This is a genomic window from Alicyclobacillus sp. ALC3 (assembly GCF_028751195.1).
In the GTDB taxonomy this organism is placed as follows: domain Bacteria; phylum Bacillota; class Bacilli; order Alicyclobacillales; family Alicyclobacillaceae; genus Alicyclobacillus_L.
In genome coordinates, this window is record NZ_CP066784.1 from 3,184,361 (window position 1) to 3,198,871 (window position 14,511).

General features: G+C 54.0%; 12 protein-coding genes and 1 tRNA gene. All 13 read left to right on the top strand.

The window, feature by feature from the left end:
* Positions 1–81: 81 nt before the first annotated feature.
* The 13 genes from JC200_RS14650 to JC200_RS14705 all read left to right on the top strand — a co-directional run bounded on the left by JC200_RS14650 (position 82) and on the right by JC200_RS14705 (position 14,001).
* On the top strand, positions 82–387 hold the full coding sequence (locus JC200_RS14650) for a hypothetical protein (protein ID WP_274432425.1): 306 nt from the start codon (positions 82–84) through the stop codon (positions 385–387).
* Positions 388–681: 294 nt separating this feature from the next.
* Positions 682–1,662, top strand: coding sequence for a tryptophan--tRNA ligase (gene trpS, locus JC200_RS14655; RefSeq protein ID WP_274432426.1), 981 nt, complete (start codon positions 682–684; stop codon positions 1,660–1,662).
* Positions 1,663–1,889: 227 nt separating this feature from the next.
* Entirely contained in the window at positions 1,890–3,185 is a 1,296-nt protein-coding gene (gene icd, locus JC200_RS14660; protein WP_274432427.1) for an NADP-dependent isocitrate dehydrogenase, read from the top strand.
* Positions 3,186–3,326: 141 nt separating this feature from the next.
* Positions 3,327–4,268 (top strand): malate dehydrogenase, encoded by a 942-nt coding sequence (gene mdh / locus JC200_RS14665; RefSeq protein ID WP_274432428.1) that lies wholly within the window; start codon positions 3,327–3,329, stop codon positions 4,266–4,268.
* A 25-nt stretch (positions 4,269–4,293) separates the two neighbouring features.
* Positions 4,294–6,945 (top strand): DNA polymerase I, encoded by a 2,652-nt coding sequence (gene polA, locus JC200_RS14670; RefSeq protein WP_274432429.1) that lies wholly within the window; start codon positions 4,294–4,296, stop codon positions 6,943–6,945.
* A 12-nt stretch (positions 6,946–6,957) separates the two neighbouring features.
* Positions 6,958–7,893, top strand: coding sequence for a DNA-formamidopyrimidine glycosylase (mutM, locus tag JC200_RS14675; RefSeq protein WP_274432430.1), 936 nt, complete (start codon positions 6,958–6,960; stop codon positions 7,891–7,893).
* A complete protein-coding gene (coaE, locus tag JC200_RS14680) occupies positions 7,890–8,525 on the top strand; it encodes a dephospho-CoA kinase (RefSeq protein ID WP_274432431.1) in 636 nt (211 codons plus the stop codon). The genes mutM and coaE overlap by 4 nt, the downstream gene beginning before the upstream one ends.
* Positions 8,462–9,118, top strand: coding sequence for a lytic transglycosylase domain-containing protein (locus tag JC200_RS14685; protein WP_274432432.1), 657 nt, complete (start codon positions 8,462–8,464; stop codon positions 9,116–9,118). The genes coaE and JC200_RS14685 overlap by 64 nt, the downstream gene beginning before the upstream one ends.
* Positions 9,119–9,428: 310 nt before the next feature.
* Positions 9,429–9,513: transfer RNA gene (locus JC200_RS14690), tRNA-Leu, on the top strand.
* 522 nt (positions 9,514–10,035) lie between these two features.
* A complete protein-coding gene (locus tag JC200_RS24475) occupies positions 10,036–10,305 on the top strand; it encodes a tyrosine-type recombinase/integrase (protein WP_443111913.1) in 270 nt (89 codons plus the stop codon).
* A 585-nt stretch (positions 10,306–10,890) separates the two neighbouring features.
* Positions 10,891–11,160 carry a hypothetical protein gene (locus JC200_RS14695; protein WP_274432433.1) on the top strand — a complete coding sequence of 90 codons (270 nt, stop codon included), beginning with the start codon at positions 10,891–10,893 and terminating at the stop codon, positions 11,158–11,160.
* A 1,117-nt stretch (positions 11,161–12,277) separates the two neighbouring features.
* On the top strand, positions 12,278–12,796 hold the full coding sequence (locus tag JC200_RS14700) for a GNAT family N-acetyltransferase (protein ID WP_274432434.1): 519 nt from the start codon (positions 12,278–12,280) through the stop codon (positions 12,794–12,796).
* Positions 12,797–13,002: 206 nt separating this feature from the next.
* Positions 13,003–14,001 (top strand): alpha/beta hydrolase family protein, encoded by a 999-nt coding sequence (locus JC200_RS14705; RefSeq protein ID WP_274432435.1) that lies wholly within the window; start codon positions 13,003–13,005, stop codon positions 13,999–14,001.
* Positions 14,002–14,511 lie beyond the last annotated feature (510 nt).

Consider the following 14,511-nt stretch of genomic DNA (forward strand, 5'->3'; position numbering starts at 1 on the left):
GCCACAGGGACATCTCCTTGCCGCCGCCAGCTGCCTTGCACAGCGCAGTGGCCGTAATCGGGGTAAGGAGGTGTCGTGTCCATGTTGGCTGTGATTGGTTACCATCATCTCGGAATGCTGATCGCGATGTGGATCGTTCTCATCGCCATTGGCTGCACCATCGTTGTGCGTGTTCTGCAGGGCCTACGTCTCTCCGCCAACATCGGGGAGCTCGCTGAAGCGGTGACTCGTCCGATGCTCCTTGACGTCTTACCGCTTATCATCCTGTCGCTGTTAACGCTGATTGATCCGACCGGAATACTCATCCGTATTTGGTACTACGTTGCCGCGGTGCTGATTGTCGCCCGGCAGTTGCTGCTGCTCAGCGGTCAGATTAAATCCAAATAAGCAACACCACACCGCTCTGCACACCGCGTAAGTCTCGCCAGCGCAAAACGCAAGGGCTACATCACGAGGAATCACGGGCGTCATCCCGACACCGTGACAAGGCTTGCAGTTCACCTGTAATCCGGGTAGGATAAAGGTGCCTAACTTGGCACGGACGTTCAAAACGGAACGTGGGCCCACGTGAACAACTTCTTCGCTCAGTTCATTTGGGCGGTTGCATCGCGCGAATGACGTCACTGCTCACATCCGTCCCGCGAGGGGCGGTTTTTTATTAGCAAAAGGAGTGGAATCCAGATGAAGCGTGTGTTTTCCGGCATCCAACCGAGCGGGACCCTGACCATCGGCAACTACCTTGGCGCCATGAAGAACTTTGTGCGGTTGCAGAACGAGGCGGAATGCTACTTCTGCATCGTCGACTTGCACGCCATCACAGTGCCCCAGGACCCTGCAGTGCTGCGCACGAACACGATGAGCTTGGCAGCGATGTACGTGGCATCCGGGATCGACCCAAAGAAATCGACGTTATTTGCTCAGTCGCATGTTCGGCAGCACACGGAACTCGGTTGGTTGCTCCAGTGCATCGCGTACTACGGGGAACTAGGCCGGATGACGCAGTTTAAAGACAAGTCCGCCCAGAGAGATGTTGTGACGGCGGGGCTCTTTACATACCCAGCGCTGATGGCTGCAGACATCCTCCTCTACCAGGCGGACCTCGTGCCAGTTGGGGAAGACCAAAAGCAACACCTCGAGTTGACGCGTGACATCGCAGAGCGATTTAACAACCGGTTTGGACAGACGTTCGTGGTACCGGAACCGTATATTTCGAAAGTGGGCGGCCGTATCATGAGTCTCGAAGAGCCGACAAAGAAGATGAGCAAGAGCGATGAGAGCGCTGGCGCCTACATTTCCATGCTTGATGAGCCTGATGTTGTGCGCAAGAAAATTTCGCGTGCTGTGACCGACTCTGAGCGCGAAGTGCGATACGATGATGCAAACAAGCCTGCAATCAGCAACCTGCTCACGATTTACGCCCTCTGTGCAGACCGCACGGTGGAAGATGTCGTCGCTCAGTACGCCGGACAGGGTTACGGGCCCTTTAAGAAGGACCTCGCTGAGGTGGTCGTCGCAGCGCTTGAACCCATTCAGGCGCGCTACCGTGAGTTGATGTCGTCTGGGGAACTCGCTGCGTTGCTTCGTGACGCAGCTGAGCGTGCTGCCGAAGTCGCGGAAGTGACCGTGCAAGACGTCAAGGAGAAGCTCGGGTTCGTCGTATAAACGTGACAAAAAATCAACAACCGATTTGCAGGCGCAGAGACCCCCTTGGGAACTGTGTCTGTTTGCGTCTAGAGATAATTCTGACTTTTGTTTGACAACTTTCTTTATGGTAAGATCCTTGGTGGCAAATTGTCAGGAGCGGTGGCGCACCCCGCTGCGTCGTACAACGGGATGGGTCAGGCGCTCAGCCACACCACCCATTTGGGTACATAGAGGGAGGCTCTTTCATGGCGCAATTTCAGCACTACCATCCTCCGACCAGTGGTCACCCCATTACGCTGCAGAATGGCCAGTTGAATGTTCCAGACGAACCTATCGTTCCTTTTATCGAAGGCGATGGCACAGGTCCGGACATTTGGGCGGCATCCGTCCGGGTCTTTGACGCAGCTGTCGAAAAGGCGTACGGCGGCAAGAAGAAGATTCATTGGTATGAAGTGTACGCAGGTGAAAAGGCGTTCAACAAGTTCGAGAATTGGCTGCCGGAAGACACGTTGAAGGCACTGACCGAGTACATCGTCAGCATTAAGGGACCCCTGACGACGCCGGTTGGCGGCGGCATTCGAAGCTTGAACGTAGCACTTCGCCAAGAACTCGACTTGTACGTTTGCCAGCGCCCGGTGCGCTACTTTACAGGTGTGCCATCTCCAGTGAAACGCCCTGAACTCGTTGATATGGTTATCTTCCGTGAAAACTCAGAGGATATTTATGCTGGCATTGAATGGGCTGAAGGCACCCCGGAGGTGCACAAGCTCATCAATTTCTTGCAGACCGAACTCGGAGTGAAAAAGATCCGCTTCCCAGAGACATCCGGCATCGGGATAAAACCGGTTTCGAAGGAAGGCACCGAACGCCTCGTTCGAGCGGCGATTGAATATGCGTTGACGCATCAGCGCAAGAGCGTAACGCTTGTGCATAAAGGCAACATCATGAAATTCACAGAAGGCGCCTTCAAAAACTGGGGCTATGAACTCGCCGAGCGCGAGTACAGTGACAAAGCCTTTACGTGGTCCGAGTACGACCGCATTAAGGCTGACAAAGGCCAAGAAGCAGCAGACGCCGCACAAAAGGCGGCTGTCGACGCTGGCAAGATTATCGTCAAAGACGTCATTGCCGATGCATTCCTGCAACAAATCTTGACGCGTCCGGCAGAGTACGACGTCATCGCGACGCTCAACCTCAACGGTGACTACATCTCCGATGCCCTCGCTGCTCAGGTTGGCGGAATCGGCATCGCGCCAGGAGCGAACATTAACTACGTCACGGGTCACGCAGTCTTTGAGGCGACGCACGGGACCGCTCCGAAGTACGCTGGACTCGACAAGGTCAACCCTGGTTCAGTCATTCTCTCTGGTGTGATGATGTTCGAGTATATGGGCTGGCAGGAAGTTGCAGAAAACATTACAGCCGCTCTGGAGAAGACAATTGCTCAAAAGACGGTGACATACGACTTTGCGCGACTGATGGAAGGCGCGACTGAGGTGAAGGCCTCGCAGTTCGCGGACGCGATTATCCAGAACCTCTGACACTGAGCGAAAGAGGGGGCGGGGCGATTCATTCACCCCTCTCCTTCAGCTCGGTAGGTTCGGTTCACACGCGCCTTCGCGGGCTTGGTGGTATACACAGCACCCCCGCACCTGTGTGCGGAATGGGAGGAGAGGACGCACATGTTGAAGCGAAGGAAGGTCTCCGTCATTGGGGCAGGCTTTACCGGTGCAACGACAGCGTTTATGCTGGCACAGCGTGAGCTTGGCGACATCATCCTGCTCGACATTCCACAGTTGGAGGACCCGACACGCGGCAAAGCGCTCGACATGCTCGAAGCGATGCCAGTCGTCGGATCCGACGTACACATCATGGGTACATCCAGCTACGAAGATACAGCGAACTCTGACTTGGTCATTATCACCGCCGGTGTCGCGCGCAAGCCGGGAATGAGCCGCGATGACCTCGTGAATACGAACGCAGGTATTGTGAAGTCAGTCACGGAGCAAGTTGTAAAATTCTCCCCGAACACTATTTTGCTCATCCTCAGCAACCCAGTGGACGCCATGACCTACGTAGCGTACAAGACATCCGGTTTCCCAAAAGAGCGGGTCATCGGTCAGGCTGGTGTGCTCGATACCGCCCGCTTCCGCACGTTCATCGCAGAAGAGTTGTCTGTGTCTGTGGAAGATGTGCACGGCTTTGTGCTCGGTGTCCACGGCGACGACATGGTTCCGCTCGTCCGGTACTCGAACGTCGGCGGTGTTCCCATTGAAAAACTCCTGTCGCGCACCCGCATCGAGGAGATTGTCGAACGTACGCGCAAGGGCGGCGGAGAAATCGTCAACCTCTTAGGCAACGGCAGCGCCTATTACGCGCCAGCGGCGTCTCTGACAGAGATGGCTGAGGCAATTTTGAAAGACAAACGCCGACTGCTTCCGGCTATCGCGTACCTGCAAGGCGAGTACGGCTATCAAGACCTGTTCCTCGGCGTCCCAACCGTGCTTGGCGGACGGGGCATCGAACGAATTGTTGAAATCGACTTGTTGCCAGAGGAAAGAGAAGCGCTCGACAAGTCGGCAGAATCCGTGCGAAATGTCATCCAGGTCGTAGCGGCCCGCTGACACAAAGCGCGAAGCGAGGTATGTCATGAGTCGCACGAAGCTGGTCTTGATTGACGGAAACAGCATCACTTATCGGGCGTTCTTCGCTCTGCCCGCGCTCTCCAATGCGCGCGGGCAGGTGACGAACGCCGTTTTCGGCTTTACGCAGATGCTCCTGAAGATTCTCCAGGACGAACAACCCACGCACATCGCGGTCGCCTTTGACGCCGGGAAGAAAACTTTCCGGCATGACCACTTTGAAGCGTACAAAGGCACCCGTCAGGAGACGCCAAACGAGTTGCGCGAGCAGTTCCCACTCGTGCGCGAACTGCTCGACGCCTTCGGAATTCGGTGGATTGAAGTTCAGAACTTCGAAGCAGACGACATCATTGGCACCCTGTCGCGGTTTTCGGATGCGGCTGACATGGAGACGCTGATTGTGTCAGGTGACAAGGATTTGCTCCAGCTCGTGTCGGAGCATGTGCATGCCGTGCTGACGAAGAAGGGGATCACGGAGGTAGACCACTACGACCCCGCCGCCGTCGAGGCGCGGTTTTCGCTCACGCCTGCGCAAATCGTCGACCTCAAGGGCCTGATGGGCGACTCCTCCGACAACATCCCTGGCGTACCAGGGGTGGGCGAGAAGACCGCGATCAAACTACTTAACATGTACCCGTCTGTCGAAGAGATTCTCGAACACATCGACGAGATGCCGGGGGCGAAACTTCAGGAGCGGCTGCGTGAGAACCGCGACTTGGCATTATTGTCGAAACAACTCGCTACGATTCATCGGGACGTGCCGATTGAATGTACGGTCACGGACCTCGAATACGCAGGATACGACCCGAAAACTGTACAGCAGATGTTTCAGAAACTGGAGTTCAAGTCCCTGGTCGACAAAATTACCCGGGAAATCGACAGTTCGTCGACTGACGGTGCGGCAAAAGACGGTGAGGTCGCCTCGTCTCTGTCGAATATCCCTGTCACAGTTGTCGATACAGCGAACGATTTGGAGGCCTTGTGGAACGACCTGCCGAGCCCAATTGGTCTCATCGCGGACATGGACAGCAAAGACTATCAGACGGCCAACATCCTCGGGCTTGCGGTCGGGAGCGAAGACCGGGCTATCTATATCGATTTAACGGGTGATCTCGAACTGATCGACGTGGCGCCGTTGTGGGCGCCGGAGTATGAGAAGACGGTCTTTGACCTGAAAACGCTGATTGTCCTTCTCGACGCGCATGGGCAGGCGGTTCACGCGGACGGAGATTGGTTCGACGTGTTGCTCGCGGCGTACCTGCTCAATCCTTCGGAAGGTGAAGTTCGCCTTTCCGACATTGTCGAACGTGAACTGCACATAACCATCGGGACTGTCGATGCAAAGACCGAAGCTCGAGTCGAAACGCTCGCCCGCCAGGCAACCTTGCTACCGCAACTGCGCAAGCCGCTCAGAGACGCCTTGTCCGCCCAGGAGCTTGACGACTTGTACCGCGACGTAGAGTTGCCGCTCGCGTTTGTTCTGGCACGCATGGAGGCGATTGGTTTCTATGTCGATGCCGAACGCCTGCGCAACATCGGAGAAGAATTGACACAGCAACTGACAGGTCTGACGAAAGACATCTACGCGCTTGCCGGAGTGGACTTCAACATCAATTCGCCGAAACAACTCGGCGAAATTCTGTTCGACAAACTCGGATTGCCAACGTCGAAGAAGACCAAGACCGGCTACTCCACAAGCGCTGACGTACTCGAGCGACTGGCCCCGTACCATGAGGTCGTGGCAAAGATTTTGGAGTTTCGACAAGTGGGTAAACTACAATCGACGTACGTGGAAGGCTTGCTCAAAGTCATTCGCCCCGAGACAGGGCGTGTGCACACGCGCTTCCATCAAGCGCTGACCGCAACCGGGCGACTCTCGAGCAGTGAGCCGAACCTGCAAAACATCCCCGTACGCATGGAAGAAGGGCGCAAGTTGCGCCTGGCATTTGAACCGAGTTACGAGGACTGGGTGATTGTTTCCGCCGACTACTCTCAGATTGAACTGCGCATCCTCGCGCACCTGTCCGGTGACGAAGCACTGATTGACGCCTTCCGACAAGGCATGGACATTCACACGCGCACCGCCGCAGATGTCTTCGAGGTCAGTCCCGAGGAAGTCACATCCCTCATGCGCAGGCAGGCGAAGGCAGTCAATTTCGGCATCGTCTACGGAATTAGCGACTATGGGCTCTCGCAGAATCTGAACATCCCACGCGCCCAGGCGGCAAAGTTCATTGCCGATTACTTCGACAAGTTCCCGGGCGTGCAGCGTTACATGACCGACATTGTCGAGGGTGCGCGCAAGCAGGGCTATGTGACAACGTTGCTGAACCGCAGGCGCTACTTGCCAGATATCCACAGCAAGAACTTCAACCTGCGCAGCTTCGCCGAGCGCACGGCCATGAACACGCCGATTCAAGGCACCGCCGCCGACATCATCAAGCTCGCCATGGTGCGCATCGATAAGGCGCTTGCGACATCCGATTTGAAGGCGAGAATGCTCCTACAGGTACACGACGAACTGATTTTTGAGTGCCCAGAGCAGGAAGCAGACACGCTGATTGAAGTGGCGCGTGATAACATGGAGAACGCGTTGACGTTAAACGTGCCGCTCTCCGTCGACATCCACCACGGTAAGAGCTGGTACGAAGCCAAATAAGGGGGTCGACGAGTGCCAGAGTTGCCAGAGGTGGAAAATGTGCGCCGCAGCCTAGAAGGGACTGTCGTTGGCCGGACCATTGACCACGTTGAGGTCAGGCTTGCGCGTATCGTGCGCACACCGGATGATGTTGTTCGGTTTTCCGCAGAACTCGCCGGCCGTACCTTTGCGGGCGTTCGTCGCCGCGGCAAGTACCTCTTGTTCGATGTGCCTCCCTACGTGTTGGTTTCCCACCTGCGGATGGAAGGGCAGTACCGCTTCATAGACGGCGCAGAACCTGAACTGCCCCACACCCACGTTGTGTTTTATTTCACTGATGGCACAGAGTTGCGCTACCGCGACGTCCGTCAGTTCGGTACGATGGATTTGATCCCGTCCGTTGCCCCGTGGCCTAACGCGTGGCCGGGCGGGTTGACGTCCCTCGGGCCGGAGCCGTTTGACGAGTCGTTTACGCCTGCGGCGCTGTACCGCAACATCCACAGGCGCAGTGCCCCCATCAAGGCCGTCTTGCTCGATCAAACGACTGTTGCAGGGCTTGGCAACATCTACGTCGACGAGGCGCTGTTCGGCTCCGGCATTCACCCAGAGCGGCCTGCGCATTCACTGACTCGAGTGCAGGTAGCGCTGCTCCACGAACAGGTCGTCGACGTGCTGACACGCGCGATTGAAGCAGGCGGGTCGTCTGTCAAGACATACGTCAACGGTTACGGTCGCCACGGCGGCTTCCAGCTGGAACTCGCGGTGTACGGGCGGGACGGGGAACCCTGTCGCGTGTGCAGTACCGAGATCGAAAAGTTGCGCGTCGCCGGCCGCGGCACCCATGTTTGCCCGGTGTGTCAGAAACGACCACGGCGCAGACGCGTAAGGCACGTCAGCGGCGAGCGCGCAAAACCAGCGCAAACCAGCCGCGCAAAGACCGAGCGCCACACCGAGGAGGTGAAGCCGTGATTGTCGGACTCACAGGCGGCATCGCAACCGGGAAAAGCACAGTCACAGGCATGTTTCGCGACCTCGGGGCATATGTTGTCGATGCGGACATCTGGGCGCGTAAAGTCGTCGAGCCAGGTCAACCAGCACTTGCGGAGATTGCACAAGCATTCGGCCCGGACGTTCTTCTCCCGGATGGCACACTCAACCGACCCGCGCTTGGGCGCGTCATTTTTCACAATGCCACGTTGCGCGAGCGCTTGAATCAAATCACCCACCCTCGCGTGCGCGCAGGAATGCGGTCCGAGACCGCGCAGTTTTTCGCTGAACACCCGGACGAGCCCATCCTCTGGGACGTGCCACTTTTGTTTGAAGGCGAAACCCGCAAATCCGTCGACGCAACCATCCTCGTGTACGTGGACGAGTGCCTCCAATTGGAGAGACTAATGCAGCGCGACAACTTGGACAGGCCCGACGCCCTTGCGAGAATTCAGGCCCAGATGCCGATCGCAGAGAAACGTCGCATCGCGGACTACGTGATTGACAACTCAGCATCTCGAGAGCAGACGAAGGAGCAGGTGCGCAGCCTATGGCAAACACTCCAAACCAGGGCCAAAGCTGGTGGGACACGTTCTTCAACAAACGGACGCTGACCAGTGCCATCCTGCTGATTCTCGTGATTGGCTTGATTACATCGAACCAATTTTGGCGCTGGATGTATCCCATCGGCTATCAAAGTGATATCCAGCAGGCAGCGAAGGAAGCGAAAGTTGATCCGCTGCTCGTAGCAAGCGTGATCCGCGTCGAGAGTAAATTCGACCCCACCGACGTGTCCGACGCAGGCGCCATCGGACTCATGCAACTAATGCCAGGCACAGCACAGTGGATTGCACAGCAGATGCAGCAGGAAGGACAAGCCTACAACCCGGCACTGCTCTCCGGCAACACAGCCGACCTATCGGTGCCAGGCATCAACATCCGCGTCGGCAGCTGGTACATTCACTACCTCATCCAGCAGTTTCACGGCAACGTCGTCGCAGCCGTCGCAGGCTACAACGCAGGGCCAAGGCGTGTGCAAGTGTGGCTGAACGATAAAGTGTGGAACGGCCAACTCGGCACAATTACGAACATCCCCGTCGGCGAGACACGCCACTTCGTTGACCGTGTGTTTTACAACCACAACTTGTACGAGCGCATCTATGGCCACGACGCCGACTGGCAGAAAGTAAAAGGCGCTACCGGGTAGAGGACGGGGCGTCTCGCCGTTGACTGTGTTGTTGGGTGCGCTCTCTGGACTGCCGCCCCCTAGACGGCACCGCGAGCGAGGGAACGCGGGCTGGGTGGATATGGAGCGAGTCGCATCGGCGCATGCGAGCGGGGTGGACCTAGGCCGCTGCGTGAGCGCATGCGAGGAGGCGTGACCGGGTTTGGCGAGGTGCGGCGGGGTTGCATCGGGAACCATAAAACGGCAGGACATCAGTCTCTCAAGTCGGTTGACATGCCGAGTGCAGGCCCGTATAATGTGCTTTGTCGGCTTTACAAGTCGACCCTATCATGTCGAGGTGGCGGAATCGGCAGACGCGCACGTTTGAGGGGCGTGTGGGTAACACCGTAGGGGTTCAAGTCCCCTCCTCGACACCAAAAAGCCTGATATGACAAGGGTTTCCGGGAAAATTGTCCTGGGAACCCTTGTTCGCGTTTTGGCCCCGATCGTCACGGAGACGTGTGTGCCCACACTACCAAAGACGTGTGCGGCTAAAATCGGAGGCGCACACATCTCAAAAAAGGAGACGTGCGCGGTATGCCAAAACGGCGGAAAAACAACCTGGATGCACAAGTGGAAGGGGAGCAAAGGACCGACGATACTCTCTCCCTGGCGGAGGCCAAGACGCTGTTTCTGCGGGACATTCGGCTGCTTTCCCCAGATACCCAGCGCTGGCACCGGGAGAACCTCACGGCCCTCGAGAGGGTGCTGGCGAGCAGGACATTGAGATCTCGGATGTGCGCACCTTGTCGCCCCAATGGTGAAGGAGCGCTTCGTGGTCTAATTCACGGGAAAGGTGCAAAGCAGCGGCTGGTTCCGTTTCAGGGGAAGTTTCGACGGCCTCTTCAGCGGTATCTGGAAGTACGGGGGCAGCGGAATCCGACGGATTGTTTGTTACGGTGGATGGCACCCCCATCAGCAAGCGGTACGTCCAGGAGTTAATTCAAGATTACGGGGAGACAGCGCACATCCGAGATGTTCGGGTTTCACCCCACACATTCCGGCACACCATGGCGAAGTATTACATCCTAGCGGGTGGGGATATTTTTTCCCTTCAAAAGATCCTTGGGCACAGCACCCTTGACATGGTACGACGGTATGTAGAGTTGTTTTCTACAGACGTTCAAAGGCAGCATAGAAAGTTCAGCTTCTTGGAAAATCATATGTAGCACTAGGTGGGGTATCGACCCTCTACTCGAGGACAATGCCCTAGCTCGGTGGTGATGGTTAGGATGGACCTCCAATCTTTTCTGTGCAAGACCGATTATGTAAGATGAGGTGGGCGTCGATGCACTTCTGGATGTACGCAACTCCGTTTGGCCCAATTTTTGAGATTCTGGCACCGCTTGTCCTGTCGATACTCGCTTTCTTCGCCTAGAACAATGCTTAGCGGTGGTTTATACGTGTAGGCCGTAATGGACAACACGAATGACTTCACCTAATCCGCAAAAGCCTCAGGAGTGGCTGGTACTGGTGAACCATGCGCCATAAAAACAATGGAGATGGTCAATGGGTACATGTATCTGTGGGGGCACGAGACTGCGGAACGCCACGAAACATTCTCTCCGCTGCCGGGACTGAAGCTTCTGTAAGACCTCGTAAGCACAACGACATACGGGCAGTTGCCACAAATGGCGATTGCCCGTCTGTCGTTGTCAATGACTCGCACTGGATCTCCACTCGTGCGCGTATACTGTGGTGTCCCGTCGCTGTATAATGGTTGCATGCATGGAATTCAGGAGGTGACACTGACCATGGATATCGTTCGCACCCCACATGAACTTATGGAGCGCATTGAAAAGCTGGACAAAGATCACTCCGTATGCCAGATTGTCATTCCAGGCAAGGGTCAAGTTACGATTGTACTTCAGGCAAACGACAAGGAAACGATCGCTTCTGAAGTGCTGGCTGATCCTGAACTTGGCGAGTTGATTCAAAACAGTCGGAATGCATATCAACGCGGGGAAGTCATGACAACATCAGAATTGCTGAAATCACTATCATCTAAGGATTTTGCTCAGTGACGCCTCGACGTATTATTTGGCCAATCCCTATTCGCGCAAAGCTGCTTACTTTCAGAAGCCCGCATTTTACACGGGACGAGACACCTAACTTTATTGCACAATTCATCATAGGAACAGAAGACCTTCTCTCAAATCCAGTTGTAAGTCGGCATTACACAGAGGAGTACGGCGAGTTTAAGGGGATGTCACGCATTGTTATTCGAACGTTCAAGGTTTATTACGAGGTTATAGGTCATGATGTCGTTATCCTCGGCGTAAAGTTCCCTGGCGAAGCGTTATGAGATAGAGATAACGGGAGCCAAGTAAACCAAATCTACTTCGCCTCGTTGTAGAGGCTCGAACAGCTCGGACTGAGCAGCTGAGCCTGTCGGGAAACGGTGAGTTTCACTGTGGAAACCAACCATGGCCACTCGTTTGTCCTAGTCTGGTGTGACTCCAGATATTTTTGAACCACTCAACATTAGTGTTAAGCGAGCGACCTTTGAATAGAGTCCCGAAGCTTCTTTTTGTGATCCTTCTTGAGGGCAAGAGCGTTTTTGTGGCCTTCATCCTCGAAAATGCTGGACAGATGCTTGTCCACAGCCGTGTTGTTCCAACGGTGAAGCATTGTGACGTGGCCCCCATACTACGATGACATCTGAGCGATGGCTTTCCCTCTTTTCACAAGCTCTGGGACGACTTGTACTTAGAATGATGCCGTGTAGTCTTTCCCGTATCGACAACTTAGCTTAACAGGTTCCTTTTCGGTTGTTTAGATTATTGGGACAACTATAACAACGGTTGGTCCCGTTCCAGGGAAAGTTCCGGCGTGTGCGTCGGAAGTATCTTCAAGCAGAATTGTGAGCGGAATCAGGTGCGTTATTTGTAACGGTAGACGGAACACGAACTAGCAAGCGATATGTCCAGGAGTTAATTTGGGCGTCCGGATTATCGTGTTGAACGCTACAATATACACAGCTACAGATGTATGCACGATCTGTTGCTTTTATGTACATTATTGAATATTTATCGGTCCGCCCCTTGTGTTAGTAATTCAACTAACAGGCAGAATAGCCCCATAGCGCCTCACTCAATTTCACAGGTATGATATTAACAATTCGATGTTGGAGGTAGTCACGTGGTCGACATTGTCATTAGACCAGCACAAGCAAGTGATGCCATGGCAATACATCGTATTCAACAGCAAAAAGACGTGATGCCATACATTCTCTCCCTTCCGAGTACACGAGTTGAACAAATCCAAGAGAGGTATCGAAATCTAGGAGCAAACCATCACGAATTTGTAGCCGAAGTCAATGGACAGGTTGTCGGAAATGCGGCTGTCGTACAGATGACTGGACGAAGATCGCATGTCGGCATCTTCTACATATCAGTGGACGCTGAACATCATGGCAACGGAATTGGAACTGCTCTAATCACCAAGGTACTTGACCTTGCTGATAATTGGCTAATGTTAGAGAGAGTTGAATTGGGTGTGTTGATTACGAACCCTAGAGCTCAGGCTTTGTACGAAAGACATGGATTTGTGGTCGAAGGAAAGAGGATTGGTTCAATTCGAAGTGTAGGGCAATATGTTGATGAAATTATTATGGCTCGTTTTAGACCAGGTGGGCTTCTGAATTCCGATGCGGAGTAAGTTCATACGGGCGACTTACGAGAGGAACACCATTCCGTTCCTTGGGGCATGAGTTGAGCAGCAATGTGACAACCTCCGTCGCATGATTGTACAGTTCAAGTCGGGTAACGCTTATGGCACATAGGGGCAGCATAGTGCAATATGGAATATATGTTATTATTAGCTGTGGTCACAAGGATTGTGATCGGACATGGGGGGGATTCGTCATGTCAAAGAAACGTTGGGTTGTTTCTGCAATCATGGGCGCTGTAGCACTCACAACCGTCGGTTGTTCTACTTCACAGTCCTCTGACAATCAGACACATCCGGACTCAAATAATGCAACGCAACCCCTAGTGAAGGTCTCGAAGAAACCAGTAGACGGTGCATTGGCGTCGATTCAGGAAATCAAAACATATCGCTCCTATACTGGTACCGGTGTCAGGTTATATAAATTGTTTTACTGGAGTAATGGGCTCAAGGTTGAAGCCTTCCTCACCGAACCCGCCAAACCAGGTAAATATCCTCTACTAGTTAATCTCCATGGTGGATACGCGTTGCGAGAAATCAAGCATGATTCTTTCGGCTATACAGCCAAACAAGCTGCTTACCTTTCAAATTCCCATACGGTGATGCTGTATCCGGAGTATCAAGGATACATGGGCAGTCAAGGTCCAGTAATGGGCATAAAGACTGACATGACTGATGTCACAAATGCCATAACGGTGGCAAAATCCTTGGGTGAGATCAAAACCAACAATACGTATGTAATAGGGTACTCACTTGGTGGCGGGCTTGCTCTTATGACTGCGGCTGAAGACCATCAGGTAAGGGCTGTTATAGCTGTAAGTCCATTTGCCGGATTTACTGATTTCGTAAAATGGGCGCAGTCGAATTCCAAACCAGGTTCAGTTTTCTTCGACGAGATGGCGTCCATACAGGAATACTATGGTGAAAACATTAATTCGTTATCGTATAAGCAGCGATCACCGAATGTACAAAGTATTCAAGCACCCGTATTGCTACTACAGGGCACAGCCGATCGTCAGGTAGCTTGGCAGTCGGTTCAACTATTCGCTCAACAGATGAAGAGCACTCACAAGACAGTCAAATTAGTCCTCTATCAAGGAGGACATCACGGTCTGCATACTGGGGCATATAAGTCGGAGTCTACACAGCAAATTAACAATTGGTTTGCGAAATACGGGTTAAACGTCCAACTGTGATTGCGGAAATTGATCCTCATGAAGTGCTCACACAGAGACGCGTTCTTCGGCAAACAGGAGCTTGAACTGTATAGGCAGCGGCTTCCGACGTTGCATGACTATGCAGCTGTAGTCTGTTGATGCTTATGGAGCACAGGGGCAGGAACGTGCTTTTACGAGGGGGGATGAAAAATGGGTCATCGTGACCCAGAGTCGTGTTCAAACTGTGGTAGCACTGAATTTGTTCACGGGATATTGCAGGGACACGTTAATGAAATGCCCAGACAAACTAGGCGTCCCTACTTCGCCAAGAATTCAGGAATGACCATCGTAGCCTGCATCAAATGTGGCATGGTAGTGAGCATGTGGCTTAGAGAACCAGAAACCCTGGAATAAATGGTGCTTTTCGTTTCAACCTAACGGGGGCTTAACCTAAGGAAGTGTTGTCGTCTGTGGTTTACATAAACATTCGTCGACGACAGGTGATGCTTACTCAGCTAGGTGCAGAAGAGCTGAATAAGGGGCGTTTTG

Excerpts from the sequence above, each read along its gene's own strand:
- JC200_RS14695 (WP_274432433.1), top strand. The coding sequence starts at position 10,891 with ATGGATATCGTTCGCACCCCACATGAACTTATGGAGCGCATTGAAAAG.
- icd (WP_274432427.1), top strand. The coding sequence starts at position 1,890 with ATGGCGCAATTTCAGCACTACCATCCTCCGACCAGTGGTCACCCCATT.
- JC200_RS14705 (WP_274432435.1), top strand. The coding sequence starts at position 13,003 with ATGTCAAAGAAACGTTGGGTTGTTTCTGCAATCATGGGCGCTGTAGCA.
- JC200_RS14685 (WP_274432432.1), top strand. The coding sequence starts at position 8,462 with ATGGCAAACACTCCAAACCAGGGCCAAAGCTGGTGGGACACGTTCTTC.
- trpS (WP_274432426.1), top strand. The coding sequence starts at position 682 with ATGAAGCGTGTGTTTTCCGGCATCCAACCGAGCGGGACCCTGACCATC.
- JC200_RS14650 (WP_274432425.1), top strand. The coding sequence starts at position 82 with ATGTTGGCTGTGATTGGTTACCATCATCTCGGAATGCTGATCGCGATG.
- polA (WP_274432429.1), top strand. The coding sequence starts at position 4,294 with ATGAGTCGCACGAAGCTGGTCTTGATTGACGGAAACAGCATCACTTAT.
- mdh (WP_274432428.1), top strand. The coding sequence starts at position 3,327 with ATGTTGAAGCGAAGGAAGGTCTCCGTCATTGGGGCAGGCTTTACCGGT.